Raw genomic sequence first — 18,604 nt, 5'->3', positions numbered from 1 at the left:
CTTTTTATCGGCCGAAAAGCTGTTCATTTCTATGTTAGAATAATGAAATAACAGTCTCACACAGGAGGCGCAGAGAAGCGTGGCTAATATTAAAGAAATCGCCCGGATGGCCGGAGTGTCTGTAACGACCGTCTCACGGGTGCTCAATAATCATCCGTATGTCAGCAAGGACAAAAGAGCCGCTGTATTGCAAACGATTGAGCAGCTCGACTATACCCGCAATATGAACGCCGTTCATCTGATTACCGGACGTACCGGTGCGGTGGCGGTGATCCTGCCGTATATTCATGCTTTTTATTTCTCGATTATTATGAATGGACTTGCCCACGAGGCGCTGCTCTCGCAATACCGGCTGATTCTGTGCCAGAGCAATTACCTGGAGGAAGAAGAAATCAAAGTGCTGGAGATGCTGCGCCATAAAGAGATTGACGGTGTTGTGATTGTATCTACTGCGCTGAAACCGGACATCATCGAGGAGTATACGGCCTACGGTCCAGTTGTCACTTGCCAGGACAACGGAGAGCGGCGCTTCTCTTCTGTCTATATTGAGCATTATGCGGCTTTCAAGGAAGGGCTGGAGTACTTGACCGGCAAAGGTTACCGCTCCATCGGATATTGCGAAGGAAGGAGTAACGGCAGCAGCGCCGTGATCCGGCAGGCTGCTTACCGCGAATTCATTGCTGAGCATAAGCTGGCTTTTGAAGAGGAATGGATGATCTATGACTGTACAACGGAGGAAGACGGCGCAGCCGTTGCACAATCCCTGCTGAAGATGCCACAGCGGCCGGAAGCCATGATTATTACGGGAGACCATGTAGCTGCCGGGCTGATTATTGAAGCGCGCAGAGCCGGCCTCAGCATCCCTGGGGACCTCGCAGTTATGGGCTTCGATAACCAGCCGATTGGACGTCTGCTTCAAATCACCACCATGGACAACCACCTGTATGAGATGGGGGCCGCCGCCTTCCGCATTATCCATGAGCAGATTCACTCGGAGCACCCGAAGCCGGTCTACCGCAAGCTGGACTACCGGATTATTAAGCGGTCCACGGTGTAGTATAGATCAGCCGGAAATTCATATATACGAACTGCGTCTTCCGCCTGTCGGGAGGCTTTTTTTGCATTTTATTTGTGCGAATTAGCATGGATATGATAAATATCACTTTTTTATTGACAGCTAATAGACAGAGATTTATGATAAGTCCATCATTGATAACGATTATCATTTTCATAAATGAAAAGGGGTATCCATACAGATGAAAATAGGCTATGCAGTACCTGCGGGTCTGCTTGCAGCGTCCCTCCTGTTTGCCGGATGTGCGGGCAAGGACAACAGTAATAACGATGGCAACAATGGCAACAGTGGTAACAACTCAGGGAATAATGCTGCAGCCCAGGCAGGCAGCGGGGCAGAAAGTGTAGCGAAGGCCGGAGGTGAGACGAATGCAGATTTCACCACTGCCATCGACGAATACCGCAAATATGTCATTGAACAATGCGACGAGTTCGTTAAACAGACCGAGGGCTTCACGGATGCCGTCAAGGCGGGCAAGCTGGATGTAGCCAAGGCGCTGTATGCTCCGGCACGCATGCATTATGAGCGGATCGAGCCGATCGCTGAAGCGCTTGGGGATCTGGACCCGAACATTGATGCCCGTGAGAATGATGTAGATGCTGCGGACTGGCGCGGCTTCCATAAGATTGAACAGGCTCTCTGGCAGAACAATACAACGGAGGGCATGACGGATGTCGCGGACCGTCTGCTGAAGGATGCGCAGCTGCTGCGCGCCAAGGTAGAAACTGCCGGAATCGATGCCAATCTGCTCGTTACCGGGGCTGTTGAGCTGCTGAATGAGGTCTCCTCCTCCAAAGTAACGGGGGAAGAGGAGCGTTATTCCCATACGGATTTGTATGATTTTGTGGCGAATGTGGAGGGGGCACAGAAAATCTATGAGCTGCTGAAGCCGGAGCTGGCCAAAAAAGACCCGGCCCTTGAGCAAACCATCGGCGAACGGTTCACCGCCTTAATGAATGAGCTGGCGCCGTTCAAATCGGGGGAGGGCTACGTCTCTTACGAAACGCTCAAACCGGAGGAGGTCCGCAGGTTAAGCCAGAATCTCGACGCCTTGGCTGAGCCGCTATCCAACATGGGAACGATTCTGGGAGTGTGACGATATGAACAAGAAAGATAAGAATTCCCGGAGTCAAGCTGACGCGGATCATGGCATTCCTGCGCCGGAGACCCAGCTGTTCAACACCAAATTAAGCCGCCGCGATATGCTGCGGCTTACCGGTGCCTCGGGTCTCGGGCTGCTGCTCGGCGGAGGCGGTGTGGGCGGCATTATGGCTGCACGCCAGGCAGCAGGACGGGCGGTCCCGGCCGCCGCAGCCTCCGGGCAGAATGAAGAACAGGAGGATACGATCCCCTTCTACGGTAAGCACCAGGCGGGGATTCTTACCCCTGCGCAGAATTTTCTATGCTTCGCTTCATTTGATCTGACGACTGCCAGGATCAGTGACGTGCAGAAGCTTATGCAAGCCTGGTCTGCCGCCGCCCCTGCCCTGACCTCGGGCACGATGATCGGCACAGCGAACGACAAGCCCAATCTTCCGCCTACCGACACCGGCGAGGCGGATGGGCTCACCCCTTCCAAGTGTACGCTTACCTTCGGGGCAGGTCCGGCCTTGTTCGACAGCCGCTTCGGCCTCTCCGGCAAACGGCCCGCCTCCTTCACCGAGCTCCCGGCATTCACAGGTGACAGCCTGGAGCCGCAATGGTGCGGCGGCGATCTCTGTGTGCAGGCCTGCGCGGACGATATGCAGGTGGCTTTCCATGCCATCCGCAATCTGGCCCGCATCGCCCGGGGCACGGCGGTGCTGCGCTGGACACAGGAAGGCTTCCAGCGCAGCGGCAGCGCCGATCCGTCAGGCGGCACCCCGCGTAATCTGCTCGGCTTCAAGGACGGCACGGGGAATCCGGACGTCACCGATGACGCGCAGATGCGAAATATCGTCTGGAGCGGCAGCGCCGATGGCCCGGCCTGGATGAACGGGGGCACGTATCTTGCGCTGCGCCGCGTCCGTTTCCGTATTGAGGTCTGGGACCGCTCCTCGCTGAGCGATCAGGAGGCCACCTTCGGGCGGCACCGGCAGAGCGGCGCACCGATTGGAGCCGGGGATGAATTCGCCGAGCTGGATCTGGAAGCAGCCGATGCTGCCGGCAAGCCGCTCATCCCGCCGGACTCCCATTCCGCTCTCGCCCACGGAGACGGCTCGGTCCAAATGCTGCGGCGCTCCTACTCCTATTCCAGCGGCATGGATCTTAAGACCGGACAGCTCGATGCCGGTCTGGTATTCATCAGCTTCCAAAAGGACCTGATGGAGCAGTTCGTCAGCATCCAGCAGCGCCTCGCCAAAAATGACCGGCTGAATGAATATATGGTTCACACCGGCAGCGCCGTCTTCGCCTGCTTCCCGGGTGTGCGCGAAGGCGGCTATATCGGGGAGCAGCTGCTCGAGGGATGAAATGCCTAGGCTGTGACCGGTGACGCTGAGGAAGCAGGAGCTATGGGGATTGCGAGGCCGGAAGCGTAGCGGCCATTCGGGGACCGGAGAGGACGGAAAGGTAGCTGATCGTTACGGACTGAGAGGCCTTTATTTTCTCTTTTCGAGCATATTCAGCTACTTGAGCGGACTGCACGGCGCTTATTTCCGCTACAGCGGGCGTTTTCCTCCCAATTATTTGTACATAAGCTCCACTGAGTCCGTTTAACTTGCAGAAACGTTAATATTACTAAAATAAGCGCAGCTGAGTCCGTTGCAAGTGACCCCTCCTCGCTAAACTTGAAGGGAATGATCCCGATGATGATCACGGTTACACAGAGTCCATGGCGGCAGTTCAGGGCAGCGCTGCTGCTCCTCTGCCTGCTTGTGCTGCTGCCCGGCGCGCCGGCTTCTGCGTCAGGCGCGCCGCTGGATGAGCTGCTGCCGCCTGTAGGCAGCGCGCTGGTCGAGGCCGGCCAGAGCCGCTGGGCGGAGGCGGAGGCCGATGTTGATTCGTTCGCGGCGCTGTGGCGCAGCGCGAACGAGAGCACGCCGGACCCGGCACTCGCCGGTCCGGCTGCTGAAGTGGACGCCGCGCTGGCCGCCGCGGCGGAAGCCTTGGCGGGCGGCGGCGGAGCGCACGCCAAGGCGGCCCTGTCCACGCTCGCCCGCAGCGTGGACGCGTTCGTCACCGCCGCCGCAGGCGAAGGCGGCGGTGACACGGGCGCCGCCGGACGCGCAGCGGCGGCGAAGCTGCTGCCCGCGGCGGAGCGCACGCGGGATGCGGCGCGGAGCGCCGACTGGGCCGCGGCGGCGGAAGCCTACCGCGCCGTGGTGAACGGCTGGACGCCAGTGGAACGCGGCATCCGGGCGGACAATCCCGCCGTCTACGGCTTGCTGGAGACGAAGATGAGCCTGCTGCGCATTGCGCTGCAGGCAGAGCCGGTCCGGGGGGAGGCCGCGCAGGCGGAATCGGAAGCGCTGGTAACGCTGCTGTCCGGTTACAGCGAAGGCCAGGCCGTTGATACCGGTGGTGTGCCAGCGGAGCCGGCTTCCATTGAGGGGCTGATCAGCTATCTGAAGCAAGCTTCCACCGCCGCCCAGGCTGGTGACAGTGCGGCAGCCGCAGATACAATGCAGCAATTCATCGCTGCCTGGCCTTCGGCCGAAGGCCAGGTTCAGCTGGCCTCACCCAAGGTCTATGCCAGCATCGAGAACGAGAGCACCGCCGTCACCGGTTATCTGCTCTCCAGCCCTCCGAAGCTGGACCAAGCGCTATCGCTGATGGACACAATGCTCTCTGAGCTGACGCCGCTGTCCGGGGAACGGACTTATTCCGCATGGGATGCGGCACTCATTCTGCTGCGCGAGGGGCTGGAGGCGATTCTTGTACTTGCTGCCCTGCTTGCCTATCTGCGCCGGGAAGCAGAACCGGCGGCCCGCCGCTGGGTCTGGTCCGGCGCAGCGGCAGGTCTGGCCGCAAGCATCGGCCTCGCCGTATTGCTGACCTATTCCCTCTCCCAAGCCGCCTCCGGCGGAGCGCGTGAGCTGATCGAAGGCATCACCGGCCTCGTCGCTGTGGTCATGATGCTCACCGTCGGCCGCTGGCTGCATGGGAAATCCAGCACAGCGGCCTGGAACAAGTATGTGGACCGCCAGATGCAAGGGGCCCTGGCCAAAGGCAATCTGTGGTACCTGTTCTTCATCGCTGCGCTGGCCATTCTGCGCGAAGGGGCGGAGACTACGATTTTCTATGCTGGGATGGCACCGGCCATTGACACCTCTCAGCTGCTGCTCGGGATTGGCAGTGCACTGGTGGTCCTGATTATCCTCGGCTATGCCATGATTGCACTGAGTGCCCGGTTGCCGGTTGCCGCCTTCTTCCGCGCCGCTACCGTACTGATCTACTATCTGGTGTTCCGTTTCCTTGGCGAGAGCCTCCACGCATTGCAGATCGCCGACAAGCTGCCTGCCCATAACGGGCACAGTCTGCCTTCCATCGGCTGGCTTGGCATGTATCCGACCTGGGAGACAACCATCCCGCAGCTGCTGATTCTCGTCTTCATTCTATGGGAACTGCTGCGCGGCAGACGGACTGCCAACAGGACAAAGGCTGCAAACGGGATCACGAAGTAATCATAATAGTAGAGCGCCAGACCTAAAGAAGTTGATGCAGTTCAACCATGCAGTGCTTTATGGCGTGTAGTTCCAAGTAGACATTCAGGGATAGTTGCATAATGTACACTTAAAAACAGCGAAAAAGAAGGCTTGCCTCTTATAGCTGTAATCTGTACAACTAAATCTGCCCCAACGGGTGGAAACTCGGGAAAGCGGGGATTTTAAGTGTACGAAATACAGCTAAACGTATACTGGGGAGCAAACCAGGCGTTTTAGTTGTACAAAATACAATTATGGCTATCGCCTATGAGTAGGTACGGTACTCGGGGCGTTGCAAAAATAACGGTTTTCACTAATTTAAATCTGATACTGTACTAGTTATGTAAAAGCTGCCATCTGTCCGTGTGCTCCTCAAACACGCAGATTGCAGCTTTTTGTATCTCCTGCCACTTGTCAAACCTTGCGGGATGCATTTTCACAGTGAACTAATTGACTATGATCCTCATACAGGGATGTCCAAAGAGTTTTTGCTACGGTTCTAAAGTTTAATGAGCGCGATCTCCCTCTCCTTTTTCAACCCCAAACAAACTGCCTATTGCAACCTTCCGCGATTTGTTTTATTCTGAATATGAAAATAATTTTCTTTAAAAACGTATTAATTGTGTAAAACAATTTCATAATCGGTACATTAGGCAAAGCTAAGTATATCCATACTACATGTCCATTTCTGCATTTTCATTCTATACGTAGAGAAAGCTACATGAATCTGAATCTATAGAAAAGAAGGTGAACGCTTGTCTCCCATTCTGCATGCTCTGGAGCATGGCAAGCCCAAGCTGTCACAAGTGGAACGCAAGCTGGCTGAACGCATTCTGGCCTCGCCCGGGGAAATTGTCCATATGGGCATCACGGAGCTGGCGGAGGAATGCGGCATCAGCACGGCGACGATTACGCGCTTCTGCAAAGCGCTGCACTTCAAGGGGTATCCCGATTTCAAGCTCAAGCTGGCGGCTGAGCTGGCGCATAGCGACGGCTCGCCGGAGGCGGGCAGCTCCTCTTATCAGGACATCGTGGCCGGTAATCCGCTGCCATTCATTGTAGAGGCGATGCAGGCCAACCACCTGGCCTCGATCCGGGACACTACCTCGCTGCTGGATCTGAGCCGGCTGCAGCAGGTCATTGATCTGCTGTGCCGGGCACGGCGGGTTGATCTGTACGGGATGGCAACCTCATCCATCGTAGCCCAGGATTTCTATCAGAAGCTGATCCGCATCGGCGTGAACTGCACCGCTTTTGCCGATTCCCATATGCAGATTACTTCCGCTTCCTCACTCTCTTCCGGCGATGTAGCCTTCGCAGTCTCTTATTCGGGGGAGACCCCGGAGACAGTCGATGCCTTAACCTGTGCGGCCGCAAGCGGCGCAGCTACAGTGTCGTTAACCTCCTACGGAAGCAGTACTCTGGCTACACTCGCTGATTTCCCGCTGTTCTCCTCGTCTCTTGAGCAGGGCATGCGGCGCGGAGATATGGCGTCAAGAATCGCACAGCTGCATATTATCGATATTCTGTTCACCGGTATGGTCAGTACCCGGTTCGGGGATTTCATCCCGAGACTTGAGCAGTCCTACAGGAACGTCCAACATTACCGTCATAAACGGGGAGGTCAAATCTAATGAATATTTTGAAATTTCAGCATGAAGAAGATTTCGCAGCTACAGGAGCCAACCTGATCGCCAGCCTGCTGCAGAGCAATCCCAGAGCCGTTCTGGGACTGGCTACCGGAAGCTCACCTGTCGGGGTATATGAGAAGCTGGTGGAGATGCACCGCAAAGGCAATGTCAGCTTCGCCAAAGCCTCGTCCTATAACCTGGACGAATATGTCGGGCTCCCTGTGGATCATCCGCAGAGCTATCGCAGCTTCATGAATGAGCATCTGTTCAACCATATTGATATCGATTTGGCCCGCACCCATGTCCCTAACGGAAATGCCCCCGATCTGGAAGCCGAATGTCTGGCTTATGACCGGATGCTGGAGGATAACGGCCCTGTGGATCTCCAGATTCTCGGCATCGGCAGCAACGGCCATATTGGCTTCAATGAGCCGGACGCCAGCCTGAGCAGCGGGACGCATGTGGTTGACCTGCTGGAAGAGACCCGGGAGGCCAATGCCCGCTTCTTCGAGCGTGTGGAGGATGTGCCGCGCCAAGCCGTAACGATGGGGATTGGCGGCATTCTCAAGGCGAAGCAGATTGTCCTGCTTGTCCGCGGGGAAGAGAAGGCGGAAGCGGTTAAAAATGCGCTGGAGGGCCCAATCACTACCCAGTGTCCCGCCTCGCTGCTGCAGAGCCATCCGAATGTGGTCGTCCTGTTGGATGAAGGAGCCGCGAAATGGCTGAAATAAACGGTACGTGCGGAGAATTGTTGTACGGCAAGGTGCTGACTCCTGACGGAATCATCGAGATGGGTGTAATTGCCGTAGCGAATGGCTTGATTCAATATGCCGGAGAGGCTTCCTGGCTGCCCGCAGCCTATGAGAGCTGGCAGACAATCACCCGGGAGCCGCAAGGTCTGCTGATCCCCGGATTCGTCGATGTGCATGTGCACGGCGGAGCCGGACATGACTTCATGTACAGCGATGCAGATGCTCTTGACGACATCACTCGGTTCCATGCCTCACACGGAACGACCTCTATGCTTGCTACAACCATGACGGCTGCCAAGGCAGATATCGATCAGGTGCTGGCTGAGGTACACTCCTACCGCGCCCGTGAAGGCGGCATGCCTTATGCAAGGCTGGTAGGCGCGCATCTGGAGGGACCGTTCATCAGCGTAAGATGGCCTGGAGCGCAGAATCCTGAGCACATTGTTCCGGCTAATATAGAATGGCTGGAGGAATGGGAGGAAAAGTATCCGGGATTGATCCGTCAGGTCACCCTGGCCCCTGAGCGCGAAGCTGCCCTGGAAGCTATCCAGTGGCTGCGCAAGCATGGTATTACGGCTGCGCTCGGCCACACAGATGCCACATTCGAGCAAGTGATTACCGCTGCCGATGCCGGGCTGAACCAGGCGGTGCACATGTTCAATGCCATGACGCCGCTGCATCACCGCAAGCCGGGAACGGCCGGTGCCGTCCTGTTCGATCCCCGGATCAGAGCCGAGGTTATTGCCGACGGTATCCATGTTCATCCGGCAGCCATCAGCCTCATTACCCGGCTCAAAAACAATCATAATCTGCTGCTGATTACAGATGCCATGTCAGCAACCGGACTCAGCGACGGAGAGTATGCCATCGGTGATCTGCCTGTGATCGTCAAGGACGGCATAGCCACGCTGAAGGAGCACCCCGAAGCGCTGGCCGGCAGCACACTGACGATGATAAGCGGGTTCCGTTATCTGGTTCAGGAGGTCGGTCTCAGCCTGCTGGAAGCCTCACAGGCTGCCAGCCTTAATCCGGCGCTGTCGCTCGGCATGCAGCGGTCTATCGGAACGCTTGAGGCAGGCAAACGCGGCGATATTCTGCAGCTGGATCAAGACCTGAACCTGCGCGGCGTATGGATCGGCGGACGCAAGCTGGAGGCCTAATCCGGATAAGACACAGCTTCGTATCCTTATAAACGCAGGCAATGCAGCCCTCTCACCCGGCTTTCCGGGTGCGGTGGCTGCATTGTTTGCGTCTATCTCTATTCACTGGTGCCCGTCATTTGAATAAGCCTCATATCCCTCTGGAATACTATCTACATTCAAGGCACAATGCTGTAGCGCTGCTTACTGTCCGCTGCGCGCAGGGAAAATCCGTTCCGCCATGATGCGGAATTCATTCGCGAAGCCTTTGAGCGGATGTCCGGCACGGAATTCCCGGGCATAATAATCAGCCCGTTCCACGAAATCCGGGTTCGCCGAGACATAGACATTGCTGACGTATGTGTTGCCTTTTTTAACCTCTGCGGCGATTTTGTTCTTGATCTCCCCGGGAAGCGTGTCTTTATCATCCCCCATATTGCTTCTGGACATCAGCCCGTTATTGCCGTTCCCCGGATAATCTTCGGGAGCCGCTATGCCTGTACCGCCAATGGTTCCAGTGCCTGTCAGACTTCCCGGAATGCCGGCCATGGAGCCGCCTGTTCCCGTCATTCCGGGAACCCCCGCAGCAGTTCCTCTTCCGGTAGCTTTCTCGCGGGTGGTACTCCGGGTGTGAACCTTGCCCGAAGCATCCTCCAGCATTACAGCGACATAAGCGCTTCTGCCAACCATAATAACGTTAGCCGAACGGACTTCGGGCATAGCCGCAACACGGTCAGCCAATTCCTTGCTGATCTCCATGCTGCCGAAGTCATCGTCACGGTTCATGTCCCTTGCGGAGTTCACGTGGATTCGCCCGTCTGTCCCCCGTACACTTTTCGTCTGCATATTACCGCTATCTGCCGAATGGCCGGCACCGCAGCCAGTTAAACTCATGGCGCCGAGCAGCAAGGCTGCAGACACGGACAAGCCGAATTTCGATCGCAACATTCCTTCATCCCCCATCACAGAATAATGTAGTGTAGTGTGACAACCCTTAGCATGGCTCCTCCGCTGCCCGGTTATCCAGAAAGGATTTGGCAGAGCTGCCCCCACAGTCACATGTAAGAGAACTCCGGCGTATCTTATATAACAGCAGACTGTGTTTCTCCGCAGGCAGTTCAGATCAGGAGGGGTAAGCTTGAGAATACTATTTACGTTTTATGTACCGAGCGGCGGGGTTGAGACCCTGAACAGACTGCGGTGTGAGAGCCTTCAGAAGAACGGCATCGAATGCCATGTGCTCTATCTCATGCCGGGGTCCGGCACCGACAATAGTGTAAGCTTCCCGGTATTTATCACGAACCAGGATGAAGAGATCAGAACTGTACTGAATACCCATCATTATGACGCCATTATCGTAACCTCCGATTATCTGCTGCTGGAACGCCTGCGCCGGTTGGGGTATGGCGGCATCCTGATCTACGAGTCCCAGGGTCTGGGAACACGAAGCGAAGCCCGCAATGTGATTATAGATTCCGTGCCATATCTGCAAGCCTTCTGCAATGCCGTGCTGATTCCCCCCACCGATCATTTACTGGAGCTGTTTATCGAGATCTGCCCTTGGCTGCAGCGCTATGTTATTCCGAACATTGTTGATGTGCAGGCCTTCCAGCATGTCCCCGGCGAAGCGCCCGTTGATCCGGTTATCGCCTGGGTCGGGCGGCTGGAACCTAACAAAAACTGGAGTGAATACCTGAAGGTTGCCCAGCAAGTCCGGCGGTTCAAGCCTAATCTTCATCTGTGGATGTTCCATGATCCCGCTCTTGCTACTGAAGGCCAAAGGGAGCAATTTGACAAAGAACTGCTGTCCCTCGGCCTGAATGACCGGCTGAATGTGTTCACGAATATACCTAACCAGATGATGCCTGTCTACTATTCATCGATCGCTGCTTCAGGAGGCTTCCTGCTGTCCAGCTCTGTCACAGAAGGCTTCGGATATGCCGTAGCCGAGGCTGTCTGCTGCTCCTGTCCTGTACTCAGTACGGATTCCGACGGGGTCAGATCCTTCATCACCCATAATATTACCGGCAAATTCTATCCGCTTGGCAATGTGGAGGCAGCTGTGAACGAAGGCCTGGAGCTGATGAATAACATTCCGCTGCGTGAAGCCATTTGCTATCAGGGCCGCCAGCATATGGTTACGCATTTCGGATTCGATCAGTATGCGCATTCCTTCCGCGAGATGATGAATTCCTTCTCTATCTTCTAACTATTGCAAGCTTCATATCCCCTGTCTTCCGGCAAAAAAACCTTCACCCCCCAGCATCAGCCGGGGGGTGAAGGTTTCTCCGTGTATGGCATTCTGCCCTGAGGCATTACGTGCCTTGTCTGGACACCATCTCAAACAGCTCAGCCTGGAAAATCTGCACGCTTCTCTCCCAGGTAAACTGTAAGGAATCCTGCTCTCCTCGGGCAGCCAGACGCCGGCGAAGCTCCCGGTCCTTAATGAGCGTCACGATATCCGCAGCAAGACGGTTCTCATGCCGATACGACATCAGACAGTTCTGCCCGTGTGCGCAGTATTCGAGGTTCCCTCCTGAATATACGGTGACCAGCGCCGCACCGCAGCGCATCGCCTCCAGCCCCGGCAACGAACCGGCGTCATTGGTACTTGCGCTGACAAAAATATCTGTCTCATTATAATGATAAGCCAGCTCATTGTCATTCGCGGGTGTCCGAAGCTGATAGCGCCCGGAGTTAAGCAAGTCCTGCAGACTCCTGGAAGCGGCATATTCCGCAGGGGGAGTCATAATATAGATCTCCACCTCAGGATGAAGCCGCTTGACCATGTCGAGCTGCTGAATCAGGTAATCCTGTTCCCGGTGACCGGAGAATCCGCCCTCGGGACGCCGCATAATGACCGATACGATCAGCGGCCGGTTAGGGTTGTCGCGAAAATGCGTATTATGAAAATCCGGATCAACGCCGACCGGAACAATTCTGCCTTTAATGCCGTGATTGATCCGTATGACCTCCTGCTGCCAGCGCGACAGTACAAGCAGGTTGCGGGTAATGCCGTAGGAGGCGAACGACTGATTATTATCCGGCAGGAAATTCGGCTCATAGCATAAGGCCAGCCGGATATGCAGCCCTTTGCCCTGCCGGCTGGCACGCTCGGCAACCGGAACGGTTGTATAATAATTGGAGATAATGACATCCCCGTAGGGAAAATGATCTTCTGTAAGTACCGGGGCGGGCACAGGGATAATCGGACATTTCATCTCATACTCCACAATACCCAGGCTGGGCATAAGAACAACGACCTCATGGCCAATTTCAGCCAGACGGTTAGCCAGCTCGGTGATCATCCGCTGCGCGCCACCCCTGGATAAGGTCAGAACCGGAAAGGTCAGTCTCAATTCCTTCTCTCCTTTCTGAGCAGCTGTGTTAAATTGCCCCTGTGCATGAACTGCACCATTGCAATTTCCCGGTTCTGCGCTTCGTTGTGCAGGACCGAGCCCATCTCACTGTGAACACGGTAATCCAGCAGCGGCTCTTCTATATAAGACCATTCATAATGAGGCAGAATCCGCAGCCACATATCATAATCCTGTGTATACAGGAGACTCTCATTAAACCTGCCGACCCTGGAGAGAATGTCCATATCAAACAGCACCGTGCTGCCGTTCACCGGACAGCTGGACATCATGGTCTGTATGAGGGCCGGCCTGCTGCAGGCCGGCATTCGGACAATGTCCTGAATCCGTTGCCCGTGCTCATTAATATAGTAGTAAGCCGTATGATTGAAGGAGGTTCCTGAGCTGCGGAGAGCTTCTATTTGCTGTCTGATTTTATCAGGATGGAACAGATCGTCCGCGCTTAACCAGGCAAAATAAGCTCCGCTTGCTGCCTCTATTCCCTTATTGAGCGCCGAGCCGGTGCCTCCGTTGGTTTTGCGGACATATACAATCCGGCTTCTATAGGGATCAAGCTTCTCCGTATGGAGCGTTGAACCGTCATCCACCACGATCAGCTCGATATCCATGTAGCTCTGGGCCAGCACGCTTTCGACCGCCAGATGCACGTAGGGACAATTATAGAACGGAATCACCACCGAGACCTTGGTCTTCTGGTTCATGCCCCGGCCTCCTCCCTAAGTTCATTTATACTGTCTTGCAGGCGAGCAGGGCATCCAGCGGCGCATGATTCTCACCGAAGGCTTCCCGGAATGAAGGATTCTCCGCATGGTGAAAGCCCTTCAGTACGGTTACAGCGTAGCCCAGCTTCAGAAAATCCTCAGGCTCCCAGCCGCTCCAGTGTTTCTGGTAATACTCTCCATGCAGATTGAAATGGTCCTTGCCCTCCTGCGGGAAGAAGCCCCGCGGTGTAAATACGATGACACGGTTCGCAGCGATAAGCTCCGCCTTACGCAGCAGCTCCATGCCCTCACTCATCGAGAAATGCTCCAGAGAATCGATCAGAGTGACCGCAGAGAAGGTTCCCGGCAGGAACAGCTTATCGATATGGCCGGCATCGGCATGAACCGGAATGATATGGGGAGCCTTGTATTTACGGTGCAGCAGATAAGGCCTGTGGATATCCAGCCCCAGCACCACACCGGCTTCATACCGCTCCAGCAGCGTACCGGTACCGCTGCCGATATCCAGTATACTCTCGGAGAATTTCAGCTGCTCCAGCAGGACCGGCAGGAAGTCTTTCACTTCGATTTCCCGGTACATATGCTCTCCCTCCTAAGCGTTAGTTGCCTGACCTTGGGCTGTGCTGCCGTGCCGGCTGTGCGCTCCGGCAGCTAGCCGCCCATGGAAGCAATCAAGGCGCTTAACGGAGCGTGATAACGGGCACTGGTTGCTGCAGCTTCGGCCATGATGACATCGTAGTGTCTGAGCGTGCCCATCCCCTCATGCCGGCGGTACGCCGTCAAGGACTGGTTCAGCATCACCGGCGCATAACCGTTCAGAATGGCCCGGTACCACAGATCATAATCATGGGTATACGGCAGCGCTTCATCGAACATCCCGATGGCTCCGAAGATCTCCCGTTTGAACATCACCGTACAGCCGTTGATGGGATTGCCGTACAGGAAGCAGCGCAGATATTCAAGCTGGTTCGGAAACACAGCCGCAGCATTCAGCTCCGTAGCCTGCGAGTTTCCGTTAATGTAGTTGAAGTTGGTATACGAGATTAGTAAACGATTCTGTTCCATGAACAGAACCTGATTATTGATCTTGTCACGATAGAACATATCATCCGAGCTAAGCCAGACTACATAATCTCCAGTGGCATGGGCAATGCCGTGGTTAAGAGCCGAGGCGGTACCTCCGTTGGCTTTGCCCAGATAGTGAATGTACGGCGAATAGGGGGCGATTCGCTCAGCATGCATTGTAGAGCCGTCATCCACTACGATAATCTCATAAGGCTGCCAGGATTGGCTCATGGCGCTCTGCAGCGCCTGCTCAATATAAGGGCAATTGTAAAAAGGAATAACTACGGATACTCTGGGCTTCATAACAACCTTCCTTCCTTACCGGCCCTTGTATAGCCGATAATATCCGCCAGCGAACGGTCCAGCGCAATCTCCGGCATCCAGCCGGAAATAACAGCATAGTCCCCCGATTCTTCAGGCGGTACCTTACTATCAGCAGATTCAAATGAAGGCTTCGCCGGAACGGCAGGTGTCGGGGAAGGATTGCCCCGACTGCGCTCCTCCTGCGGGCCCCAGTCCATCGCAACCGGAGCTGCGGCATGGGCCAGCAGCTTCGCCGCAACCTCCCCCAGCTCCCGCTCTGTCCCGGAATCAATGCGGTAGATCCTTCCTGTCTCGCCTGAATCCAGAATGAAGCCATAGGCCCTGACCGCATCACGCACATCCAGAAAGTCACGCAGCGCATGGCGCGAGGAGAGCCGAAACGCCGCAGGTGCAGCCGATCCGGTTACAGCGGCTGCTTCACTGCGCACAATATGCTGTGCCAGCAGGGAACAGAAGCCGGTGGACGGACCCGGACCAATCAGGTTCGAGGGCTCCGCCATCAGCACCGGCTGTGCAAACAGCGTTGCCCAGGCCAGCGATACCAGCTCCTCCAGCGTCTTGCTAAGGCTGTAGGGGTGGGGCGGGTCTGCCGCACCCGGTCTATACTTAAGCCGGGAGCCGGCCACCAGAATACGGCTGGCCGGCTGGACACGCAGCGCCTCAAGCAAATATAGAGTAGCCATTACATTGGTTTCCATGTAGAGCAGCGGGTCCCGCCAGGACTCCGGGACCGAATTCTTGCCTGCCAGGTGCAGCACCTGATCCGGCTTCACCGCTCCAATCATTGCCGCCACAGCCCTGCGGTCCCCCAGGTCACAGACGTACTGCTGAACGCCTTCCGGAAACAACTCCGCAGCTGGCTTGCGGCGGACTACAGCAGTCACCTCCGCTCCTCCGGCGGCAAAGTAGGCCACGGCATGCCTGCCCGTAAAGCCGGAAGCTCCGGTAATAAGGAGACGCCGCCCGCTCATGTCAGCAGCTCTGAGCTGCGCATAAAGTCGGCAAGCTCGCTAAGCATCCGGGGATAGGAAGGCAGCTCAATCGTGACATCGCTTCTCGTACTGATCAGCGTCCGGTCCTGAACCGGCGTCTGCTGCGGGATGATCTCAACATCCTCTTTATGAAATGCGGTCTGCATCATCTGCAGCAGCTGATATTTGCTTACGGGCTGCGGGTGGGCCAGATGAATCAGCCCGGAGAGATCCGAGTCCAGCAGGGAATCGATGGCTTTGGCCAGCTCCAGGGTGGTGACTCCATTCCACATCACGCATTCATATCCGGTTACCCGGCCTTTCTGGGCCAGGAACCATTCCATGAGGCCGATTCCGCCGGAGCGGATCTCGGGCCCGATAATGGAGGTACGGATGGTGAGATGTCCGGGATCACGCACTTCTCCAAGACTCTTGGTGAGGGCGTAGACCGAGGTTCCATCCGCAGCATCCTCCTCCGTATATCCGCCGCGTGTTCCTTCGAACACGCAGTCGGAGCTGATATGGATGAGCCGGGCATGAATCTGGTCCGCTGCCCGCCGCAGGCGGTGGGGCAGAAATCCGTTGACATGATACGCGCCGATCCGGTCCGCTTCGGCGAATTGATTGAGTACCCCCATCGCATTAATAATGCAATGGGGGGAGACGATTTCAACCAGCTTCTCTACGCCGGCAATGTCGTCGGCGTCTACATACAACCCTCCAAGATCCTTCTTATCCCGGGTTGTATGGAAGATGTGGTGCTTGCCCTGGCGGCGAAAATACTCCGCCAGCATATGACCTGCCATACCATTTCCGCCGAGAATAAGGAGCTTCACTGGAGGAACCCTCCCCGGATCAGGATATCCTTGATTTCAGCCTGCTCCATCAGATGATTCTCCGAGCTGAAGCTGCTGAAGGACACATGGGGGTAATGACGGTAATGCTCCTTCAGCTCCGGCATATCAAGCGTAGGCAGAATAACCAGGTACTGCTCATCATAGACCACTGTAGTCAGGCTCTCGAAATCGCTCATCAGGATCTCATGGATTTTCTCACCCGGGCGGATGCCGGTCTCGATCATACTGACATCCGTCCGGCCGGAAGCTTCGATCAGCACATCGGCCAGATCCACGATCCGGCAGGTCGGCATGGTCATGACGAAGATCTCGCCGCCGATGCTGACATCGGAGGCCTTGAACAGCAGGGTAATCGCATCGCGCAGGGTGAAAAAGAACCGGGTCATGTTCATATCCGTTATCCTTACCTGTCCCTTGTCCTTGATCTGCTTCATGAACAGATGGACCACACTGCCGTTCGTCCCCAGCACATTACCTCCGCGCACGGTGACAAACTTGGTGCCTGAGCCGATCAGATTGGCATAGACGAACAGCTTCTCGCCGATGGCCTTGGTCATGCCGTAGAAGTTCGACGGATTGGCCGCCTTGTCGGTAGAGATATAGATCGCCTTCTCCACATTGTTGGCAATCGCAGCTTCAATGACATTCTGTGTGCCGACCACATTCGTCTTGAGCGCCTCATACGGCTGGTCCTCGCAGACAGGCACATGCTTGAGCGCGGCCAGATGAAAGACATAATCCACACCGCGGCAGGCAGCTACCAGCGCATCCTTGTCACGGATATCGCCAATGATGAAGCTGAGGTGCTTATCTTCAAATTCACGGCTCATGGCTACCTGTGCAGACTCACTGCGGGAGAATACGATAATTTCTTTGGGATGCTGCGGCAGCAGCTGCCGGATCAGCTCATGCCCCCAGGAACCGGTACCGCCTGTAACCAGAATCCGTTTATTATTGAACATGCAGGTTCCCTCCAAGCAGAAATTTAACTACCTTTACCGAGACACCTTGGGCAAGATACCCTTCCGGCGCCTCCCAATCGGGCTTAAGCGACGTCATCAGCACGGTGCAGCGCAGGATGCTGTTCTGTTCTACCCCGGACACTACATTACTTCCGCAATCTACGGTCTCCGGGCGTTCTGTCGTCCTGCGTATGGTCACCGTAGGCACTCCCATCAGGCAACATTCTTCTTGAACGGTGCCGCTGTCGGTAATGGCGCACAGGGCATAACGTTCGAGATGAACAAAGTCAAAAAATCCGAAGGGTTCGTGAAACTCCACCAGCGGGTTCATACTTAGCGGGAACTCCTCCGTAAGCTTGGAGCGTGTACGGGGATGGATGCTGCAGATCAGGCGGAGTCCCAAATGCTCAGCCACCAGGTTCAGCCCGGACATAATCTGGAGCAGCGACTCCAGATCATCGACATTCTCGGCCCGGTGGGCTGTCACCAGCAGATACCGGCCGGCTTCCAGCTTCAGCCGGGACAGGATGTCACTGGCCGCGATCTGCTCGTCGTAATGCGTAATCACTTCATGGATGGGATTTCCGGTTAACACGATACGCTGGCTGGGGAACCCTTCGCTGAGCAGATGTCTCTTACTCTGCTGGGTATACGGCATATTTATGGTGGAGACGGCATCTATGACACGGCGGTTTTTCTCCTCCGGCACTTTCAGATCGTAACAGCGGTTGCCTGCTTCCATATGCACCACAGGGATGCCCATCCGCTCGGCCAGAATGGCACACAGCGCACTATTGGTATCACCCAGCAGCAGTACGCGGTCCGGCTTCTCCTGAAGCAGGATGCTCTCCAGGCTGCCGAACATGGCGGCCAGCTGGCCCCCGAGCCCGGCCTGCTTATCCTGCAGCACGTAGTCCGGTGCGCGGAGTCCAAGCTCCGCGAAGAATACCCCGCTGAGGCTGGCCGTGAAATTCTGTCCGGTATGCACCAGCACATGCCGCTCCGCATGCCGGTCCAGCAGCGGAATGATGACACTAAGGCGGATGATCTCGGGCCGGGTGCCCAAAATCGTCATGATCTTCATGGGTTCACTCCCCTTTGATT

Annotated in this window: 17 protein-coding genes; 8 read left to right on the top strand and 9 right to left on the bottom strand. The window is 56.0% G+C overall.

Annotation, left to right across the window (positions count from 1 at the left end; all coding sequences use genetic code 11):
• Positions 1 to 79 precede the first annotated feature (79 nt).
• From NSS64_RS02760 to nagA, 7 genes are all read left to right on the top strand, one after another.
• Entirely contained in the window at positions 80 to 1,057 is a 978-nt protein-coding gene (locus NSS64_RS02760) for a LacI family DNA-binding transcriptional regulator (protein WP_341139136.1), read from the top strand.
• 199 nt (positions 1,058 to 1,256) lie between these two features.
• A complete protein-coding gene (efeO, locus tag NSS64_RS02755; protein WP_341139135.1) occupies positions 1,257 to 2,171 on the top strand; it encodes an iron uptake system protein EfeO in 915 nt (304 codons plus the stop codon).
• A 4-nt stretch (positions 2,172 to 2,175) separates the two neighbouring features.
• Positions 2,176 to 3,525, top strand: a complete 1,350-nt coding sequence (gene efeB, locus NSS64_RS02750) for an iron uptake transporter deferrochelatase/peroxidase subunit (protein WP_341139134.1) — start codon at positions 2,176 to 2,178, stop codon at positions 3,523 to 3,525.
• A 336-nt stretch (positions 3,526 to 3,861) separates the two neighbouring features.
• Entirely contained in the window at positions 3,862 to 5,679 is a 1,818-nt protein-coding gene (locus tag NSS64_RS02745) for an FTR1 family iron permease (RefSeq protein WP_341139133.1), read from the top strand.
• 776 nt (positions 5,680 to 6,455) lie between these two features.
• On the top strand, positions 6,456 to 7,334 hold the full coding sequence (locus NSS64_RS02740) for a MurR/RpiR family transcriptional regulator (protein ID WP_341139132.1): 879 nt from the start codon (positions 6,456 to 6,458) through the stop codon (positions 7,332 to 7,334).
• A complete protein-coding gene (gene nagB, locus NSS64_RS02735; protein WP_340994254.1) occupies positions 7,334 to 8,062 on the top strand; it encodes a glucosamine-6-phosphate deaminase in 729 nt (242 codons plus the stop codon). Before NSS64_RS02740 ends, nagB begins: the two co-directional genes overlap by 1 nt.
• On the top strand, positions 8,050 to 9,243 hold the full coding sequence (gene nagA, locus NSS64_RS02730; RefSeq protein ID WP_341139131.1) for an N-acetylglucosamine-6-phosphate deacetylase: 1,194 nt from the start codon (positions 8,050 to 8,052) through the stop codon (positions 9,241 to 9,243). The genes nagB and nagA overlap by 13 nt, the downstream gene beginning before the upstream one ends.
• Positions 9,244 to 9,426: 183 nt before the next feature.
• Here nagA and NSS64_RS02725 read toward each other — a convergent pair whose 3' ends face one another.
• Positions 9,427 to 10,170, bottom strand: coding sequence for a YhcN/YlaJ family sporulation lipoprotein (locus tag NSS64_RS02725; RefSeq protein ID WP_341139130.1), 744 nt, complete (start codon positions 10,168 to 10,170; stop codon positions 9,427 to 9,429).
• Between the two features lie 190 nt (positions 10,171 to 10,360).
• Between NSS64_RS02725 and NSS64_RS02720 the strand changes: the two genes are divergently transcribed.
• Complete coding sequence (locus NSS64_RS02720) at positions 10,361 to 11,431, top strand: glycosyltransferase family 4 protein (RefSeq protein WP_341139129.1); 1,071 nt, start codon at positions 10,361 to 10,363, stop codon at positions 11,429 to 11,431.
• A 106-nt stretch (positions 11,432 to 11,537) separates the two neighbouring features.
• Here the strand turns inward: NSS64_RS02720 and NSS64_RS02715 are convergent, their stop codons facing one another.
• From NSS64_RS02715 to wecB, 8 genes are all read right to left on the bottom strand, one after another.
• Positions 11,538 to 12,581 (bottom strand): glycosyltransferase family 4 protein, encoded by a 1,044-nt coding sequence (locus tag NSS64_RS02715; protein ID WP_341139128.1) that lies wholly within the window; start codon positions 12,579 to 12,581, stop codon positions 11,538 to 11,540.
• Positions 12,578 to 13,300: a glycosyltransferase family 2 protein gene (locus NSS64_RS02710; protein WP_341139127.1), complete on the bottom strand. Its 723-nt coding sequence runs from the start codon at positions 13,298 to 13,300 to the stop codon at positions 12,578 to 12,580. The genes NSS64_RS02715 and NSS64_RS02710 overlap by 4 nt, the downstream gene beginning before the upstream one ends.
• 25 nt (positions 13,301 to 13,325) lie before the next feature.
• Positions 13,326 to 13,901 carry a class I SAM-dependent methyltransferase gene (locus NSS64_RS02705; RefSeq protein ID WP_340994259.1) on the bottom strand — a complete coding sequence of 192 codons (576 nt, stop codon included), beginning with the start codon at positions 13,899 to 13,901 and terminating at the stop codon, positions 13,326 to 13,328.
• Between the two features lie 71 nt (positions 13,902 to 13,972).
• Complete coding sequence (locus NSS64_RS02700; protein WP_341139126.1) at positions 13,973 to 14,689, bottom strand: glycosyltransferase; 717 nt, start codon at positions 14,687 to 14,689, stop codon at positions 13,973 to 13,975.
• On the bottom strand, positions 14,686 to 15,681 hold the full coding sequence (locus NSS64_RS02695) for an NAD-dependent epimerase/dehydratase family protein (RefSeq protein ID WP_341139125.1): 996 nt from the start codon (positions 15,679 to 15,681) through the stop codon (positions 14,686 to 14,688). The genes NSS64_RS02700 and NSS64_RS02695 overlap by 4 nt, the downstream gene beginning before the upstream one ends.
• Positions 15,678 to 16,517 carry a dTDP-4-dehydrorhamnose reductase family protein gene (locus NSS64_RS02690; protein ID WP_340994262.1) on the bottom strand — a complete coding sequence of 280 codons (840 nt, stop codon included), beginning with the start codon at positions 16,515 to 16,517 and terminating at the stop codon, positions 15,678 to 15,680. Before NSS64_RS02690 ends, NSS64_RS02695 begins: the two co-directional genes overlap by 4 nt.
• Positions 16,514 to 17,500 (bottom strand): polysaccharide biosynthesis protein, encoded by a 987-nt coding sequence (locus tag NSS64_RS02685; protein WP_340938402.1) that lies wholly within the window; start codon positions 17,498 to 17,500, stop codon positions 16,514 to 16,516. Before NSS64_RS02685 ends, NSS64_RS02690 begins: the two co-directional genes overlap by 4 nt.
• The gene (wecB, locus tag NSS64_RS02680; protein WP_341139124.1) at positions 17,490 to 18,584 is read right to left on the bottom strand and encodes a non-hydrolyzing UDP-N-acetylglucosamine 2-epimerase; all 1,095 of its coding nucleotides are present in this window, start codon (positions 18,582 to 18,584) and stop codon (positions 17,490 to 17,492) included. The genes NSS64_RS02685 and wecB overlap by 11 nt, the downstream gene beginning before the upstream one ends.
• Positions 18,585 to 18,604 lie beyond the last annotated feature (20 nt).

Origin of the sequence: Paenibacillus sp. FSL H8-0122, from assembly GCF_038005345.1 — a bacterium.
GTDB lineage: Bacteria > Bacillota > Bacilli > Paenibacillales > Paenibacillaceae > Paenibacillus_AQ.
This window is presented reverse-complemented; position numbering and strand designations above follow the sequence as displayed.